Source organism: Paraburkholderia sp. J76, assembly GCF_905220295.1.
In the GTDB taxonomy this organism is placed as follows: domain Bacteria; phylum Pseudomonadota; class Gammaproteobacteria; order Burkholderiales; family Burkholderiaceae; genus Paraburkholderia.
In genome coordinates this window covers 1-14214 of record NZ_CAJMZJ010000031.1, presented here as the reverse complement: position 1 = coordinate 14214, position 14214 = coordinate 1, and the positions used below count along the sequence as shown (strand labels likewise).

Below are 14214 nucleotides of genomic sequence, written 5' to 3'. Positions count from 1 at the left end.
CCTGACTTTCGACTCGCGTGAGGGCGTTTTCATGGCTCAGTTAGCGGAATTAGTCGAGAGGATTTCACGCGCTTCCATGTCGGGCCCAAGCGCAAAACCTATTGCTGCGGCCATCGCAATCGCCCTGATGGTGACGGTCACGCCGGCGCGCGCTCAATCCGATGCGGACCTGGCCAAGCAACTCAGCAACCCCGTCGCGGCACTCATAAGCGTGCCGTTCCAGTTCAACTACGATGACAACATTGGCCCGAATCGCGACGGTCACAAATTTCTGCTCAACTTCCAGCCCGTCGTTCCGTTTCATCTGAACGATACCTGGAACCTGATCTCGCGGACCATTCTGCCCGTCGTATCCCAAAGCGACATTGCCCCCGGGTCAGGATCGCAGACAGGGCTCGGCGATGTCGTCCAGAGTTTCTTCCTCTCGCCGCAGAAACCCACCGCAAGCGGCTTGATCTGGGGCGTCGGCCCGGCGTTGCTAATCCCGACCGGTACAGATGCGTTGCTGTCCAGTCGCAAGTGGGGCGCAGGCCCGACCGCCGTGGCGCTGATGCAGTCGGGGCCGTGGACCTATGGGATGCTCGCCAACCATATCTGGTCATATGCAGGAGAAAGCAGTCGGGACAGTGTCAGCTCGACGTACCTGCAGCCTTTTCTGACCTACACGACCAAAGACGCGTGGACTTTCGCCATAAACACCGAATCGACGTACGACTGGACGCACCGGCAATGGTCGACTCCGATTAATGCCTTCGTGACCAAGCTGATCAAGGTAGGTGGTCAGCCGATCAGTGTGGGGGGCGGTGTCCGGTATTGGACGGCGAGTCCTGACTCTGGACCGCATGGCTGGGGTGGGCGGCTAATTGTGACGTTCCTCTTTCCTACATGAGCACTATGACGTGTGCGCATCGGTCTGATTGCAGGGTGCCGCTTGCGAATGGCTGGCCGTGTGATCCGACGAAAACCCACAGGAACGCTCGATGAGAACGCTGAAGCTATTGCTCATTCCGGTTTGCATTGCGGTCGGCGCACAGGCGAGCGCGCAAGGCAACGCCGTGCCCGACCTTCTGCTGACGACACCCGCCACGCCCGAGGTGATCCAGAAAGGTCTGCACGCCGATGGCTACAGCCTTGCCATCATGGCTTATTACTGGGGCTATCCGCTCGTCCGAATGGAGCGCGTCGCCCGCGAGTACACCGATGTGCCGTCTCCCAAGCCGACGACCAGCTATCGCGCGCCGCTGGACCACATCGGCTGGGCAACCTCGCTGGCGTCCCCCGACGCGAAAGACATGCCGACGGCCAACAACGACACTTATTACATGAGCGCGGTGCTCGACCTCACCGAGCCCTACGTGTTGACGGTGCCCGACACGCACGACCGCTATTACGTGGTCGATGTCTTCAACATGTGGCAGGAGCTTGAGCACTACATCGGCCGCCGCACGACCGGCACCAGGGCCGGCAAGTACGTCCTGGTGCCCCCCGGATGGAAGGGGACGCTCCCGAAGGATGCAAAGCGTCTCGACGTCAGCACGCGCAAGGTCTGGCTATGGGGCCGACTGCACGTCAAACAGGGGGAAGAGACCGCCCCGGTACTCGCGCTGCAGAAGCAGTTCACTGTCGTTCCGTTACGCGGGAAAGTACCGAATGATGCGACGCTGCCGCCGCTGCCGCGGACGGATAATGACGAGTTCGGGTTCTTCACGGAACTCGCGGCGGCGCTTAAGGACAATGCGATCAAACCTGCCGATCGAGCCCTGTTCGCACAGTTCGCGCGTATCGGCCTGACCGAAAAGGGCTTTGATCCCGGCAAACTGGACGCCGCGACGCGCAAGGGCATGGCCAAAGGCCTGAGCGATGCCCCGGCCGTCGCGATCTCGTCGTTCGCGAGTACCTCGACCGTGCGAAACGGATGGAACTGGGTGACAGGCCTCGACCGCTTCGGCCACAACTATCCGCTACGCGCGATGGTTGCGGGGCCCTACCTCGGCGGTCAGGGCGAGCATGAGGCCATGTATCCGATCCGCTATACGGACAGCACTGGGCAGACGCTGAGCGGTGCGAACCAGTATGTTGTCAAGCTCGCATCTGCGCCACCGGTTGGGGCCTTCTGGTCGTTGACCATGTATAACGCGGACGACAAGATGCTCGTCGCCAACGACCTCGGCCGCTACAAGGTGGGCTCCGACACGCCGGGGCTGAAGGTCGCGCCGGACGGCTCGATCACCATCCCGATCTCGCACACCAAACCGACAGGTGAGAACGCGGCAAACTGGCTGCCCGCACCGAGCGGCAACTTCTATGTAATCTTGCGTCTGTATCAGCCGTCGGATGCGATCCTCTCGGGCAAATGGGAATTGCCCCAATTGAATAAGATCAATTAGACAACTGAGCGGCCGCTTACGGCGACGGTACCGATACCCGTTCGGCCGATTTCCAAGGCGATCTAACGACGCGTTAACAGAGCAGCTACTGCGCCGTCCACAGGTTCTTTGTACGACGGTAGATCAGCGCAGCCCTTGTGTGGCGCATTGTATGCGTTCCTGAGTCACCCAATCCGATCGATCGGAGCCAGCGATGTACCAGCCGGGCGTACTAACGGATCGACAGATGCGGCAAGCCATGGATCCGGTTGGGAAACATATAGTCACCCGACGCGGGAGCGCTGGCCTTGAGCCACGCACGCACGCGTCTGCTCGGTGATCTCGACCTGCACCGGCCGCTGGCTTCAATGACGGTTGCTCGCGCCGCCATGTGCGAGCCGTGGCAAACGTCAGAGACTCATAGCCTTGTGAGATGGCACGCCCGAAACTTGCCGTCGCTCGCGTAGAAAGCATTAAACTGACACCGTTTCGATAAAGCCTTCTTATCGTGGCTCCGAACACTTGGCACCCTTACCCGTGCCCCATCGCGGTAAGCCAGTTTGCGCGTTGCCAATCCCTGACCTGTCAATCGTATCCTTTCGGCCGCAGACCGTGCATGCCCGGCGGCAGCTCCTGCGGCACTCACTGCTAGCCGCGATAAGGGCTCTATCGCGCCTAGCGAATTGAATTGAGGAGGTTCGGACGGCTGCCCGCTTGCCAATCGACAGCCGAACGTCGAATTGCCGATGTCGCCATGATCCGTCATTCGCCGCTTGGTGCGCGACGGCGCTTAAACGACGCATCGATCTCAATAACGGTCGTTTGGACGCCCTGATCTGTCCTCGGCTAAAGATGGATCGCTCAAGCTCTCTTGTCGGACCGGATCGGCCGACCCGCTATGGCTGCTCGACAAGGCGCTCTAGTTCAGCCAAATCCAGAATCACAAAATGCGAATACGTCGTGCGAATGATGCCCTCGCGCTCCAGACTCTTCAGTTCGCGATTCACCACAGGACGTGAGCGGCCGACCATATCGGCAAACTCGTCTTGCGAAAGCTTGAGCGAAATGGCGACGCCCTCGGGACGTGGCATACCCCAAGGCCCAACCAGATAGAGCAACGTACGTGCACAGCGCTGCCGCAACGTGAGCAGGCTGTTATCCGCCAGATCCAGATACAAGGTGCGCGAACGAAGGCACAGCAGGCGCATCACGGCGCGTGCGAAGCCCGGTTCCGCGTCGAGCACTTCATGAATGAGTGCCTTGTCGAATAGCAGCACCAGCGTATCGACGTGCGCCACGCTGTCGTGAATCGCGCCCTGCTCGTCGAGCACGGGAATCAGATTCATCAATTGCCCCGGTTCGAGATGGCGCACCAGATGCCGCTTGCCAGCCTCGGCCGTCACGCTAACCTCCAGCGTTCCGTCGATGATGAAACACAGATGCTCCACGGGCTGCCCCTGGCGGCATAGCACCTCGCCACGCTGCAGGGTACGGATAGTGCCCTCTTTCAGTAGCCGCTCGACGGTCTCGGGACGACAAGTGGCAAACCACGCGGCGCGTTGCAGCGCGGCACTCGCCAGCGCACGCTGGGATGGGCGAACAGTTTCTGTCATCTTTTTTACAGATTTGCGGAGTCGCTCTCTCTAGACTTGCTTTCAGTCAATCAGAGGCGAGGAGACAAGCATGTCCGACGATCATAGCATCGGCGCGACCACGTATCTGAGCGCGCTCAAGCGCGCCAGCGTCACGCATTTCGTCACGGTGCCGGACCTCGTCCAGGTCGCTCTGCACCAGTCCATGGAGCGTGGGAACAGCGATATTCGGCTCGTGCGGACCTGCAATGAGGATCAGGCGGTGTGTGTCGCTGCCGGACTCACGATCGCCGGTCAGCGCCCCGTGGTCGTCGTCCAGAATCAGGGCCTTTACGCCTGCGTTAACACGATCCGTGCCCTGGCGCTTGACGCGCAGATCCCGACCGTGTTCCTGATCGGCCAGTTCGGCCGCGAGCACGAGAACTTCGGACAGCCCAGCACCGTATCCCGCCGACGCGTCGTGAACTTGCTGGAGCCCCTGCTGAGCACGCTCGGCGTTCCCTTCTGGTGTCTCGAAGGAAACGGCGATGTCGGCGAGGCCGTGCCGGCCGCGTTCGATGCGGCGCATACGCGCCGCGGCCCCGCTGCGCTGATCGTAGGCCGGCCAGTGGCCTGGCACTAACAAGGAAAGGAGAACAAACATGCGAATCGGAGAGGCTTGCCAGCAGATCGCGCTCGCTCGCGAGCAGCGTGTGATCGTGGCGACCATGGGTGCCATGTTCGCGTTCGACGCGCTCGGCGTGACCGAGCGCCGGCTCAGCTCAGTGCCGTTGATGGGGGGCGCGGCAGGGCTCGGCCTCGGCCTCGCGTTGGCGAATCCCCACGTGGGCGTGATCGTCGTCGACGGCGACGCGAGCCTGCTCATGCAGCTGGGCGGCCTCGTCACGGTTGCCGATAGCGGCGTGTCCAACTTCGTGCATTTCGTGATCAACAACGGTGCGCAATTTGCCGGCACATCCAATCTTCCGGTGCCTGGCGGCGCGGGTGTCGATTTTTGCGCGATGGCGCTCGCCGCGGGTTACGCGAGCGCCCATGTGTTCGACGATCCTGATGCGCTGGCCGCCGCGCTGCCCGCACTCCTCGCCGCTACCGGGCCGACTTTCGTGACGCTCATGATCGAGCCAGAGCCAGCCCGTTTCGGGCCGGAGTTACAGCAGCCGGAAATACCCGATCGCCAGTTTCAGCGCATGGGCATGGAAGCCGAGCAACTGAGCGTCTGGTACGCCTCGCACATCGAATCGCTGCAGTAATCGCACGAGACGATGGCACGTTCGGCCAACGTGACGTGCCGAGTGTACGGGTCATGAAGCCAGCATGCGCGCGTCGCGAGTCGCCATGCACGAGCAGACGTCCATCCGCCAAAGTCGAGCTTTACTGGCAGGCGTTTGCGGAGCGTCCCATCTCACGTTTCGCAAGTTCGAATCCGCTGGTCCGTTTTTCAACCCACGCGCAAACTCACGTGCCGTCTCTCCGGCGCCCGTCTCCCACGACCGGCGCAGCCGATTCCGCACGCCGGGCGCGCGCGTTCATCGCTGCAAACGGCTGCACGTTTCATATAAACAAAATCGGAGACAAGGCATGCGAAGGACTTTAAAAACACAACGGGGAATCGGCGTCGTGCTTCAGGCCGCGGCCGCAACGGCAATCGGCTGCTATAGCCTGCTCGCGAACGCCCAATCGTCGGTCACGCTTTACGGCATTGCCGATACAGCGATTCGCTATACGACGCACGCCGACGCGGCGGGCGATTCGAAAGTGCAGCTCGGAAACGGCGGCGCGAGCGAAAGCGTGTTCGGCCTGCTCGGATCGGAAGATCTTGGTGGCGGAACGCGCGCGGTGTTCCAGCTGGAAAACCGCTTCTTCCTGAACTCCGGCGCGACGGACCCTACGTATCCGTTCTTCAATATTGCATACGTCGGTCTGCAATCTTCGACGTACGGGAGGCTCACGCTTGGTCGTCAGCTCAACCCGATGGCCGACGCAGTGGGACGCACGTACATGAGCCAGAACTTCTATCAGTTCCGTCCCGAAGTGGGCATGGCACAGGGCAACTTCACCAGCAATATGACGAAGTATGCCGCCGTCTGGCAAGACGTCACCTTGGAGGTGTCGTACGCGTTCGGCGGAACGGCCGGTGCGTTCGGCGCAGGCAGCCAGATCGGTGCGTCGATCGCATACGTGCCGAAGGGGCCGCTGCGTCTCGCTGCCGCTTATCTCGACTCACGCGATGCCGTGAATACGTCCGCGCATTTCAAGGCATGGACGGCGGGCGCCGCGTATACGATCAGCAATACGACCATCAACGCCGGGTGGGCCGTCAACCGGCAGGATGCGGACTTCGTGGGCAACTTCCCGAACGGCCCGTTTACCGCGGCCCAGTTGACGGCGCTTAAGTTCAACACGTTCTCGTCGCGCGAGATGTTCTTCGCGGGCGTGAGCCAACGAATCAGCGGCGCCACACTCGTGTCGGCCAACGTGTGGCGCACGTTGCAGAATGGCAAGAAGGCGAGCGGTGACGGCCACGCGACGCAGTTCCAGCTGCTCGCTGACTACAGCCTGTCGAAGCAAACCGACACCTACATCGAGGGCGATTACTCGCTGTACCGCGGCGGCCTCATCGGTGCGCAGTTGCAGGGCTTCAACGGCGCGAGCGCGGCCGCACAGTCGACCCAGCTGGGTCTGATGGTCGGCTTGCGTCACAGGTTCTAGGACGTCTGCATCGTCGGCGCGCGGCCCGATTGCGTCGCGCGCCGAACGACGGTTTTCGGGCGCCGACTGGCCGCTCGAAGCGACACTTTTTCAACGTCTAACCGGCAGCGGCCGGCGCGAGGAGCAAATATGAGCGTCCGCTATCAAACCGCCAGGGCATGGGGCATCGCCATCCTGCTGGCCCTGTTCATGCTGGTCAACTTCGTCGACAAGGTCGTGATCGGCCTGGTGGCAGTACCCTTGATGAAGGAACTGGGACTGACGCCCACGCAATTCGGTGTCGTCGCCGGGAGTTTTTTCTGGCTGTTCGCCATCTCCGGCATTACCGGCGGCTTCATCGCCAATCGCATCAAGGCCGGCACGTTGTTGCTGGTGATGGCGGTGCTGTGGTCCGCGACGCAGCTACCGGTCGCGCTTTCGACCTCGATGACGGTATTGATTGCGGCGCGTGTGCTGCTCGGCGTCAGCGAGGGACCCGCGTGGCCGGTCGCCATTCACGCCTGTTTCAAGTGGTTCCCCGACAACCGTCGCAGTCTGCCAGTGTCGGTGATCGCGCAAGGCGCGACGGTAGGCCTCCTGCTCGCGGGCTTTTCGATTCCGGTGATCACGGCCCATTGGGGCTGGCGTGCCAACTTCGTCGCGCTCGGCATCGTGGGCATGGTCTGGGCCGCGCTGTGGCTGATCTTCGGCGCGGAAGGATCGATCGATAGTCATCCGGTAAAGAATGTGCCGGACAACGCTGCCCCGGCGCGTGTGCCGTATCGCAAGCTCCTCGCTGACCCCACCGTGCTCGGCAATTTCCTGCTGCACTTCGTCGCCTACTGGAGCCTCGCGCTCGTGCTGACCTGGTTGCCGAGCTACCTGCAGAAAGGTCTGGGATATGACGCGATCACGTCCGGCCGGATTTTCGCGCTGGTGGTCCTGATCGGCACGCCGATCAGCGTGGGGCTGTCGTGGGGGTCGCAACGCCTGCTGGCCAGCGGCGCGTCGTCGCGGATGGCCCGTGGCGTGTTCGCGAGCGTCGGCCTTGCCGTGGCAGGGGCGCTCTTCTTCCTGCTGCTACTGGATCTGGGCAACATGCAAAAGATTCTGCTAATTGCCGTTGCCTTCGGCCTGACGCCGGTGGTCTACTCGCTCGGACCTGCAATGCTCGGCGAGGTGACGCCCGCCGCGCAACGCGGCGGCATCCTCGCGATCGACAACTCGATTGCGTCGTTTGCAGGCGTGGTGGCGCCGATCGTGACCGGCCGCCTTGTCGAAGTCGCGACGGGTTCCGGTGCCGCGGGCTATGAGCAGGGCTTCGCAATCTGCGGCTTCATGCTTATCGCGGGTGGCGTCATCGGCGTGCTCTGCCTGAATCCCATGAAATCCACGCGCCGTCTGGCCGGGCTACCCCTCGACCACTCGCGTGCCTCCACCCGCTCCGCGTGAGCGTGTGCCGAAGAGCCGCCTTCGCGTTGAACACGCAAGTGCCAGCTTCAACAGGAATACGTGATGCCGGAAAAGATCCATAACGTGTCGCCCTACATGGGCGCGCCGGTCGACGTCGAGACCGGGCCCAAAGGCGAAGTCGCCAACGCCCGTCTGATCGCGCACGGCACCGCACTCAGTCACAAGCTGCATCGCGTCACCGATCGGATTTATTGCCAGCTCGGCAGCAGCCTCGGCAATTCGACCATGGTACTCGGCCAGGACGGCGTGATCGTCATCGACACGGGCGACTGTGTGCAGCAGTCGGCCGAGCAACTCGAAGACTTTCGTACCGTAACCGACCGCGCCATCAGCGCATTGATCTATACGCACGGCCATTACGCGCTCGGTTCGCGGACGTACGTACCGGCCGGCGAAGAGGAACAGTTGCCGATCTACGCGCACCGGGATCTGTTGCAGGTGATGTCGCGCACGCTTGGCGACCTGGCGCCGTTTCTGACGCGGCGCGTCGCGATGCAGTTCGGCATGTTCCTGCCGCCGCAGGGCCCGGACGCGATGCCGAACCAGGGTCTCGGCGCCCTGTTCTTCCCGCTCGAGCGCTATACGCCGACGCCCGGCTTTGTGCGCCCCAACCATTTGCTGGACGACGGCCAGTGCGAAATGATCGACGGCGTGCGCTTCCAGTTCTGGCACACGCCGGCCGACTCGGACGACACCGTGCTGATCTGGATGCCCGACGAAGGCGTGGTGATCAACAACATCGCGTGGCCCGCGATGTTCAACATCTATACGTTGCGCGGCGAAGCATTCCGCAACCCGACCAGGCTGCTGCCAGGCCTCGACAAGATCCTCGCGCTGGAACCAGAACATCTGGTCGGCGTGCATGGCGTCCCCATCAGCGGCAAGCAGGCGATTCGTCAGGCCGTGACGGAGTATCGCGACTGTATTCAGTTCACCTACGATCAAACCGTGCGCGGCATCAATCTGGGGATGTCGCCCGACGAACTCGTGCGCTTCGTGCAACTGCCCGCGGCTCTCGCCAACGGTCGTCTCACGGGGCAGTTCTACGGCGAATTGCCCTTCTATGTTCGGCAGATCTATTGCGGTCTCGTTGGCTGGTTCGGCAACGACACCGTCGAACTACATCGCTTGCCCGAGGCAGACTCGGCGCGCCGATGGGTCGAACTCGCCGGCGGCACGAACTCGGTGCTGACGCAGGCTCGCGAAGCGCTCGACAGGCGCGAATTCCAGTGGGCGGCAGAGCTGGCAACTGCCGCACTGCGTGCAGGCGCCGGCATCGTGGAAGCCCGGCAACTGAAGGCCAACGCGCTGCGCGCGATGGCCCGGGTGACGACTGCCGCGAACACGCGCTCGTGGTATCTCGCGCAGGCGCGGGAACTTGAAGGGCTCGTCGACACGACCACGCCGCCGTTCACGTTCGTGAACGCTACGACCGTACGCCAGATGCCGCCGGGCACCTACGTGAACGCGATGCGATTCAGGCTCGATCCGCAATTGAGCGCAGCGGGACCGCGGCAGGCAAACCTGTCCATCGCCGGACATCACTTCACACTGACACTGCGCCACGGCGTGGTGCAGGTCGTGCCCGGCCCTGCCGAACACGCCGACTGCACGGTCGAATTGACGATGGACCAGTGGGCAGATCTGGTTTCCGGTGCATCCGACGTCGCGCGCACGCTGGAAGCAGGCGCGCGCATCAGCGGCGACGAGTCGCTCGGCAGCGCGTTACTCGGCGCGTGGCGTCGGGCAGTCTGATTCCGCTGGTCGAACACAAGCAAACGATTTTCAGGAGATACGAACATGAGCAGCACCCTCGATCGCTATCGCGAACACGACATTTCCTTGATCGATGGCCCGCGCGGCGCGCGCGTCGCCGCTTCGACGCTGAAGGCGATCGCCGCCACGTTTGCTATCGCGCCGCGGCTCATCGAGGTGGCGCCCAAGGTCTGGAACCTCGTGGGCATCGGCATCTCGAGCCGCATGATGGTCGAAGCGCCCGAAGGCCTCGTGATCTTCGACACGGGCGACGATCTTGAAGACGGCGAGCGGGCCCTGGCTGAATTCCGCAAGGTCAGCGATCGCCCGATCAAGGCCATCGTCTACAGCCACAACCACTATGCGCACGGCACGCAGGCGTTCACGCGCGAGGCGCCGGACGCGATGATCATCGGACATCATCAGGTGAACCGGCACCTGGCCGAAATCTCGACGGGCTTTGCGTCGGGTGGAGAATTTCCCGAGGCCGTCCCCGCCCTGACAGCCCGCTACGAGCGTCAATTCGCGTTGCACTTGCCGCAGGAGGGTCCCGACACCGGCCTCGCCGCGATCATTCCGCCTGGCCGCGCGAAGGGCACGGTGCCCGCCACGCATCTGGTGCACGACGGCGACGAGTTGATGGTGGCCGGCCTGCGCATGCAGTTCTTCACCGAGCATTTCTCCGATTCGGAAGACACGCTCACGGCTTGGGTGCCGGAGATGAAGCTGGTCTACAACAACTTCCTGTGGCCCAGCCTGTTCAACTTCTATACGCTGCGCGGCGACGTGTTTCGCAATCCTGCTTCGTGGCGCAACGGCCTGAAGCTGATCCGCGACCTCGAGCCGGAAGTGCTCGTCAATACGCATGCGTTGCCATATACCGGCAAGACCGAGGTGCGGCAGGCGCTGGAACTGTACATGGACGCAATCAGCTTCATGATTGACCAGACGCTGCGCGGCATCAACAAGGGCCTGTCGCCCGACGCACTAAAGGAGTTTGTCAAGCTGCCGCCTCATCTGCGCGACTTCGCGAACAACTCGGAGAGTTACAGCGAGTTTTTCTACTTTCCGCTGCATCTGTACAACCACATCTTCGGCTGGTTCGACGGCGACGCGGCGAGCATTCATCGTCTCGCGCCTGACGACGAAGCCCGGCGCATCGTGGCGGGCTTCGGCGGCGTCGAGCAGGTGCTGGTCCAGTACCACAACGCGATGGCGCAGGGCGACCTCGTCTGGGCAAGCCGTCTCGCGGGCTGGCTGCTCGCTACCGACCGCGAGTGCGACGTCTTCCGCGAGGCCCAGGCAGAGGCGTTGCGGCAGATTGCGTATCGCGCGCCGGGCACGATCCCGCGTCACTTCAACCTCACGCAGGCACTGGAACTGGAACGCAAGATTGCGCCCGTGCGCAGCGTGTTGCCTGAAGTGTCGGCCATCCTGGCCATGGAGCCGGCGCGCTATATCGACTTCCTGCGTGTGCGCCTCGATCCAGCGCGCTCGGCTGACGTGCAGCAGCGTCTCGTGATCGAAATAGCCGACAAGGGCATGCGCCACGCGCTGCAGGTGCGGCGCGGGGTGTGCGAATTCCAGCGAGACCCGGGTGCTACGGCGCAAGGCGATCTGAGCCTGCGCGTCGATCACAAGGCGTGGGCCGAATACTACGTCGGGCAATCGTCGATCGAAGCGCTGCTGGCGAGCGGCCGCGCGACGGGCAATCGCAACGACGATCTTGTCCGGTTCTTCGCGTTGTTCGACGACGCACAGCAGTCCATCAATCCTGACGTTGCCGGCATCCGGCATGGAGTCGTCGCATGAACGCGGCCGAATATGATTACATCGTCGTGGGCGCCGGTTCGTCAGGCGCGACGCTTGCAACGCGTCTGACCGAAGACGCCTCGACGAAGGTCCTGCTGCTCGAGGCCGGGCAGCCGCGCGACAAGGACTTCTGGGTTAAGACACCCGTCGGCGTCGCGAAGATTCTCGGCGATGCGAACTATGTGTGGCAGTCGAAGACCGTGCCGCAAAAGAGTCTTGCCGGTCAGGAGATTTACTGGCCCCACGGCAAGCTGCCGGGCGGCTCGAGTTCGGTCAACGGCATGATCTACGTGCGCGGCGATCCGCGCGAGTATGACGGCTGGGCGCAGGCCGGCTGCACCGGGTGGTCGTACGCAGACTGCCTGCCCTACTTCAAGCGCATGGAGTCGAGCAAGCGCGGCGACGAACGCTATCGCGGCCGCAACGGGCCGATTTCGGTCACCGACCTGCGCGATAGCCGGCGTCACGTCTTGTCGGACGCTTTCGTCGCGGCGTGCCAGCAAGCGGGCATCCCGCTCGCCGAAGACTATAACGGCGAAAAATACGAAGGCGTGAACTACCTGCAGCTATCGACCCGCAACGGCCAACGCTGCAGCACTGCGCTCGGCTATCTGACAACGTCGAAGCAGCGCAGCAATCTCGACTTCCAGGTCGAGACGTACGTCACGCGCGTGCTATTCGAAGGCAAGACAGCCGTCGGAGTCGAATACGTTCAGGGCGGCGTACTGAAGACGGCCCGCGCGCGGCGGGAGATCGTGCTGTCGAGCGGCCCGATCAAAAGCCCGCACATTCTCGAGCTGTCCGGCGTTGGCCAGGCCAGCCGTCTTCAGAGCCTCAACGTGCCCGTCGTGCACGATGCGCCTGAGGTGGGCGAGAATCTGCGCGACCATCTGCAGGCGCGCATTACCTTCGAATGCACGAAGTCCATCACCGTCAACGAGGTGCTGAACAGCAAATGGCGCACCCTGCTGATGGGCGCGAACTACCTGCTAACGCGCGACGGCTTCATGGCCACGCCCTCGGCCACGGTGCATGCGCAGGCGAAGACCCGGCAGGAGCAGACACGCCCGGAGGTGAAGATCCAGATCCATCTGATGAGCGGGCCCGACCGGTACAGCGTGGACCCGTTTCCGGGCTTTCAGGTCGGCTTCTTCCAGTTGCGCCCGCAATCGAAGGGCTGGTTGCACGCGAGCTGCCCGGACCCGATGATCGATCCGACCATCGAGCCGAACTACCTGACGCACGACGAAGACACGCGCGCCATGCTCGACGCACTGCGCCTTTCGCGCAAGGTAATCGACCAGCCGGCCATGAGCGGCTACGTCAAGCGCGAGACGCGACCGGGCATCGACATTCAGGATGAAGAAGGTCTGCTGAACTACATCAAGGTGTGCGGCCAGACGTCGTGGCATCCGATCGGCACCTGTCGTATGGGCGGCGACGCGGCGTCGGTGGTCGACCCGCAGTTGCGGGTGCGCGGCGTGCAGCGACTGCGTGTGATCGACTCGTCGATCATGCCGACCATGCCGTCGTCGAACACCAATGCGGGCTCGATCATGATCGGCGAGAAAGGCGCCGACTTGCTGAAGCAAGGTTAAGGGCGGTGGTTGCGTCCGTCGTCAAAATCTAGTCGACCTTCTTCATTGCGGTAGTTGCCACTTGCCGGAAAGAATCGCGTCCGATGGCTGATACACGCGCAATATCACATAGAAGTTGCCGCGTTCTCACCTGTCGGCTTGGTGTGCGAGATCGGGATGGTGATCGAGCCGTCCGGCGCGACCTTCCGCCCCGGTGTGTCGGAGCGCACCTTGTAGCGGCCGAGGTCGTTGGCGACGAGCATCTTGGTCAGTATAACGGATCGGATACATGGCCTCATGCTCGCCCTGACCGCCGAGGGAGAGCCCCGCAACCATCGCGCGCAGCGGATAGTTGTAGCCGAAGCTGTCGAGGCCTGTCACCCCAGTTCCAGCCGTTGCGCACGGTCGAGGTGCTCGCGAACGGCGAGATCGCAACTGCGGGGGCATCGTTCAGACCTTCGGCCATCCCCTTGCGCGTCGCGGCGTCCAGTTTGCCGGGATCAAAACCCTTTTCGGTCAGGCCGATGCGCGCGAACTGTGCGAACAGGGCCGATCGGCAGGCTTGATCGCATTGTCCTTGCGCGGCCGCCTTGCCGCCGATCGCAATGCAAAACGGAACGAGCCACAGCTTCAGCTTTCGGGACATGCTCATCGACTGCTCAATCGGTGGTTGCCAGAGGCGTTCATGCAGGAAAGAGGAACGTCTCGATAAGCCGCCCACCCCAGCCGTGCGACCCGGAGTCGGGACTCGCAGCCCAATAGCGGACGCCCCCACCGACGCTGATCGACTGCCCGCCCAACTTGATCAGCTTGGTCACAAAGGCATTGATCGGCGTCGACCATTGCAGCATCGCTTTCGCGACTGCGCACCGCATGGAAAAACGTGACATCACGTGCAGAAAAGCCGCTAGCCCGGTCAAAAGAGGCCCCTCACGCCAGTTGAAAATCCGC

Annotated in this window: 12 protein-coding genes and 1 pseudogene; 9 read left to right on the top strand and 4 right to left on the bottom strand. The window is 62.8% G+C overall.

All coding sequences use genetic code 11. The features are described 5' to 3' along the window. The first annotated feature begins 31 nt into the window (after positions 1-31). On the top strand, positions 32-889 hold the full coding sequence (locus tag U5768_RS31600; protein ID WP_322034252.1) for a transporter: 858 nt from the start codon (positions 32-34) through the stop codon (positions 887-889). Between the two features lie 91 nt (positions 890-980). Further along, complete coding sequence (locus U5768_RS31595) at positions 981-2387, top strand: DUF1254 domain-containing protein (protein ID WP_322034251.1); 1407 nt, start codon at positions 981-983, stop codon at positions 2385-2387. An 875-nt stretch (positions 2388-3262) separates the two neighbouring features. Here the strand turns inward: U5768_RS31595 and U5768_RS31585 are convergent. After that, on the bottom strand, positions 3263-3979 hold the full coding sequence (locus U5768_RS31585; protein ID WP_322034250.1) for a Crp/Fnr family transcriptional regulator: 717 nt from the start codon (positions 3977-3979) through the stop codon (positions 3263-3265). A 70-nt stretch (positions 3980-4049) separates the two neighbouring features. Here U5768_RS31585 and U5768_RS31580 point away from each other — a divergent pair, with 70 nt between their 5' ends. From U5768_RS31580 to U5768_RS31550, 7 genes are all read left to right on the top strand, one after another. Continuing rightward, entirely contained in the window at positions 4050-4580 is a 531-nt protein-coding gene (locus U5768_RS31580) for a thiamine pyrophosphate-binding protein (RefSeq protein WP_322034249.1), read from the top strand. A 19-nt stretch (positions 4581-4599) separates the two neighbouring features. Continuing rightward, positions 4600-5208 carry a thiamine pyrophosphate-dependent enzyme gene (locus tag U5768_RS31575; protein ID WP_322034248.1) on the top strand — a complete coding sequence of 203 codons (609 nt, stop codon included), beginning with the start codon at positions 4600-4602 and terminating at the stop codon, positions 5206-5208. A 328-nt stretch (positions 5209-5536) separates the two neighbouring features. Further along, positions 5537-6667 (top strand): porin, encoded by a 1131-nt coding sequence (locus U5768_RS31570; protein ID WP_322034247.1) that lies wholly within the window; start codon positions 5537-5539, stop codon positions 6665-6667. A 129-nt stretch (positions 6668-6796) separates the two neighbouring features. Next, positions 6797-8098 carry an MFS transporter gene (locus U5768_RS31565; RefSeq protein WP_322034246.1) on the top strand — a complete coding sequence of 434 codons (1302 nt, stop codon included), beginning with the start codon at positions 6797-6799 and terminating at the stop codon, positions 8096-8098. A 63-nt stretch (positions 8099-8161) separates the two neighbouring features. After that, positions 8162-9874 carry an alkyl sulfatase dimerization domain-containing protein gene (locus U5768_RS31560; RefSeq protein ID WP_322034245.1) on the top strand — a complete coding sequence of 571 codons (1713 nt, stop codon included), beginning with the start codon at positions 8162-8164 and terminating at the stop codon, positions 9872-9874. Positions 9875-9919: 45 nt separating this feature from the next. Further along, the gene (locus U5768_RS31555; RefSeq protein WP_322034244.1) at positions 9920-11686 is read left to right on the top strand and encodes an alkyl sulfatase dimerization domain-containing protein; all 1767 of its coding nucleotides are present in this window, start codon (positions 9920-9922) and stop codon (positions 11684-11686) included. Further along, positions 11683-13284: a GMC family oxidoreductase gene (locus tag U5768_RS31550; protein WP_322034243.1), complete on the top strand. Its 1602-nt coding sequence runs from the start codon at positions 11683-11685 to the stop codon at positions 13282-13284. The genes U5768_RS31555 and U5768_RS31550 overlap by 4 nt, the downstream gene beginning before the upstream one ends. 104 nt (positions 13285-13388) lie before the next feature. Here the strand turns inward: U5768_RS31550 and U5768_RS31545 are convergent, their stop codons facing one another. The 3 genes and pseudogenes from U5768_RS31545 to U5768_RS31535 all read right to left on the bottom strand — a co-directional run. After that, positions 13389-13526: a DUF1214 domain-containing protein gene (locus tag U5768_RS31545; protein ID WP_322034242.1), complete on the bottom strand. Its 138-nt coding sequence runs from the start codon at positions 13524-13526 to the stop codon at positions 13389-13391. A gap of 32 nt (positions 13527-13558) precedes the next feature. Next, positions 13559-13909 carry a hypothetical protein gene (locus U5768_RS31540; protein ID WP_322034241.1) on the bottom strand — a complete coding sequence of 117 codons (351 nt, stop codon included), beginning with the start codon at positions 13907-13909 and terminating at the stop codon, positions 13559-13561. 37 nt (positions 13910-13946) lie between these two features. Next, a pseudogene (locus U5768_RS31535) lies at positions 13947-14214 on the bottom strand (hypothetical protein); the annotation flags it as partial.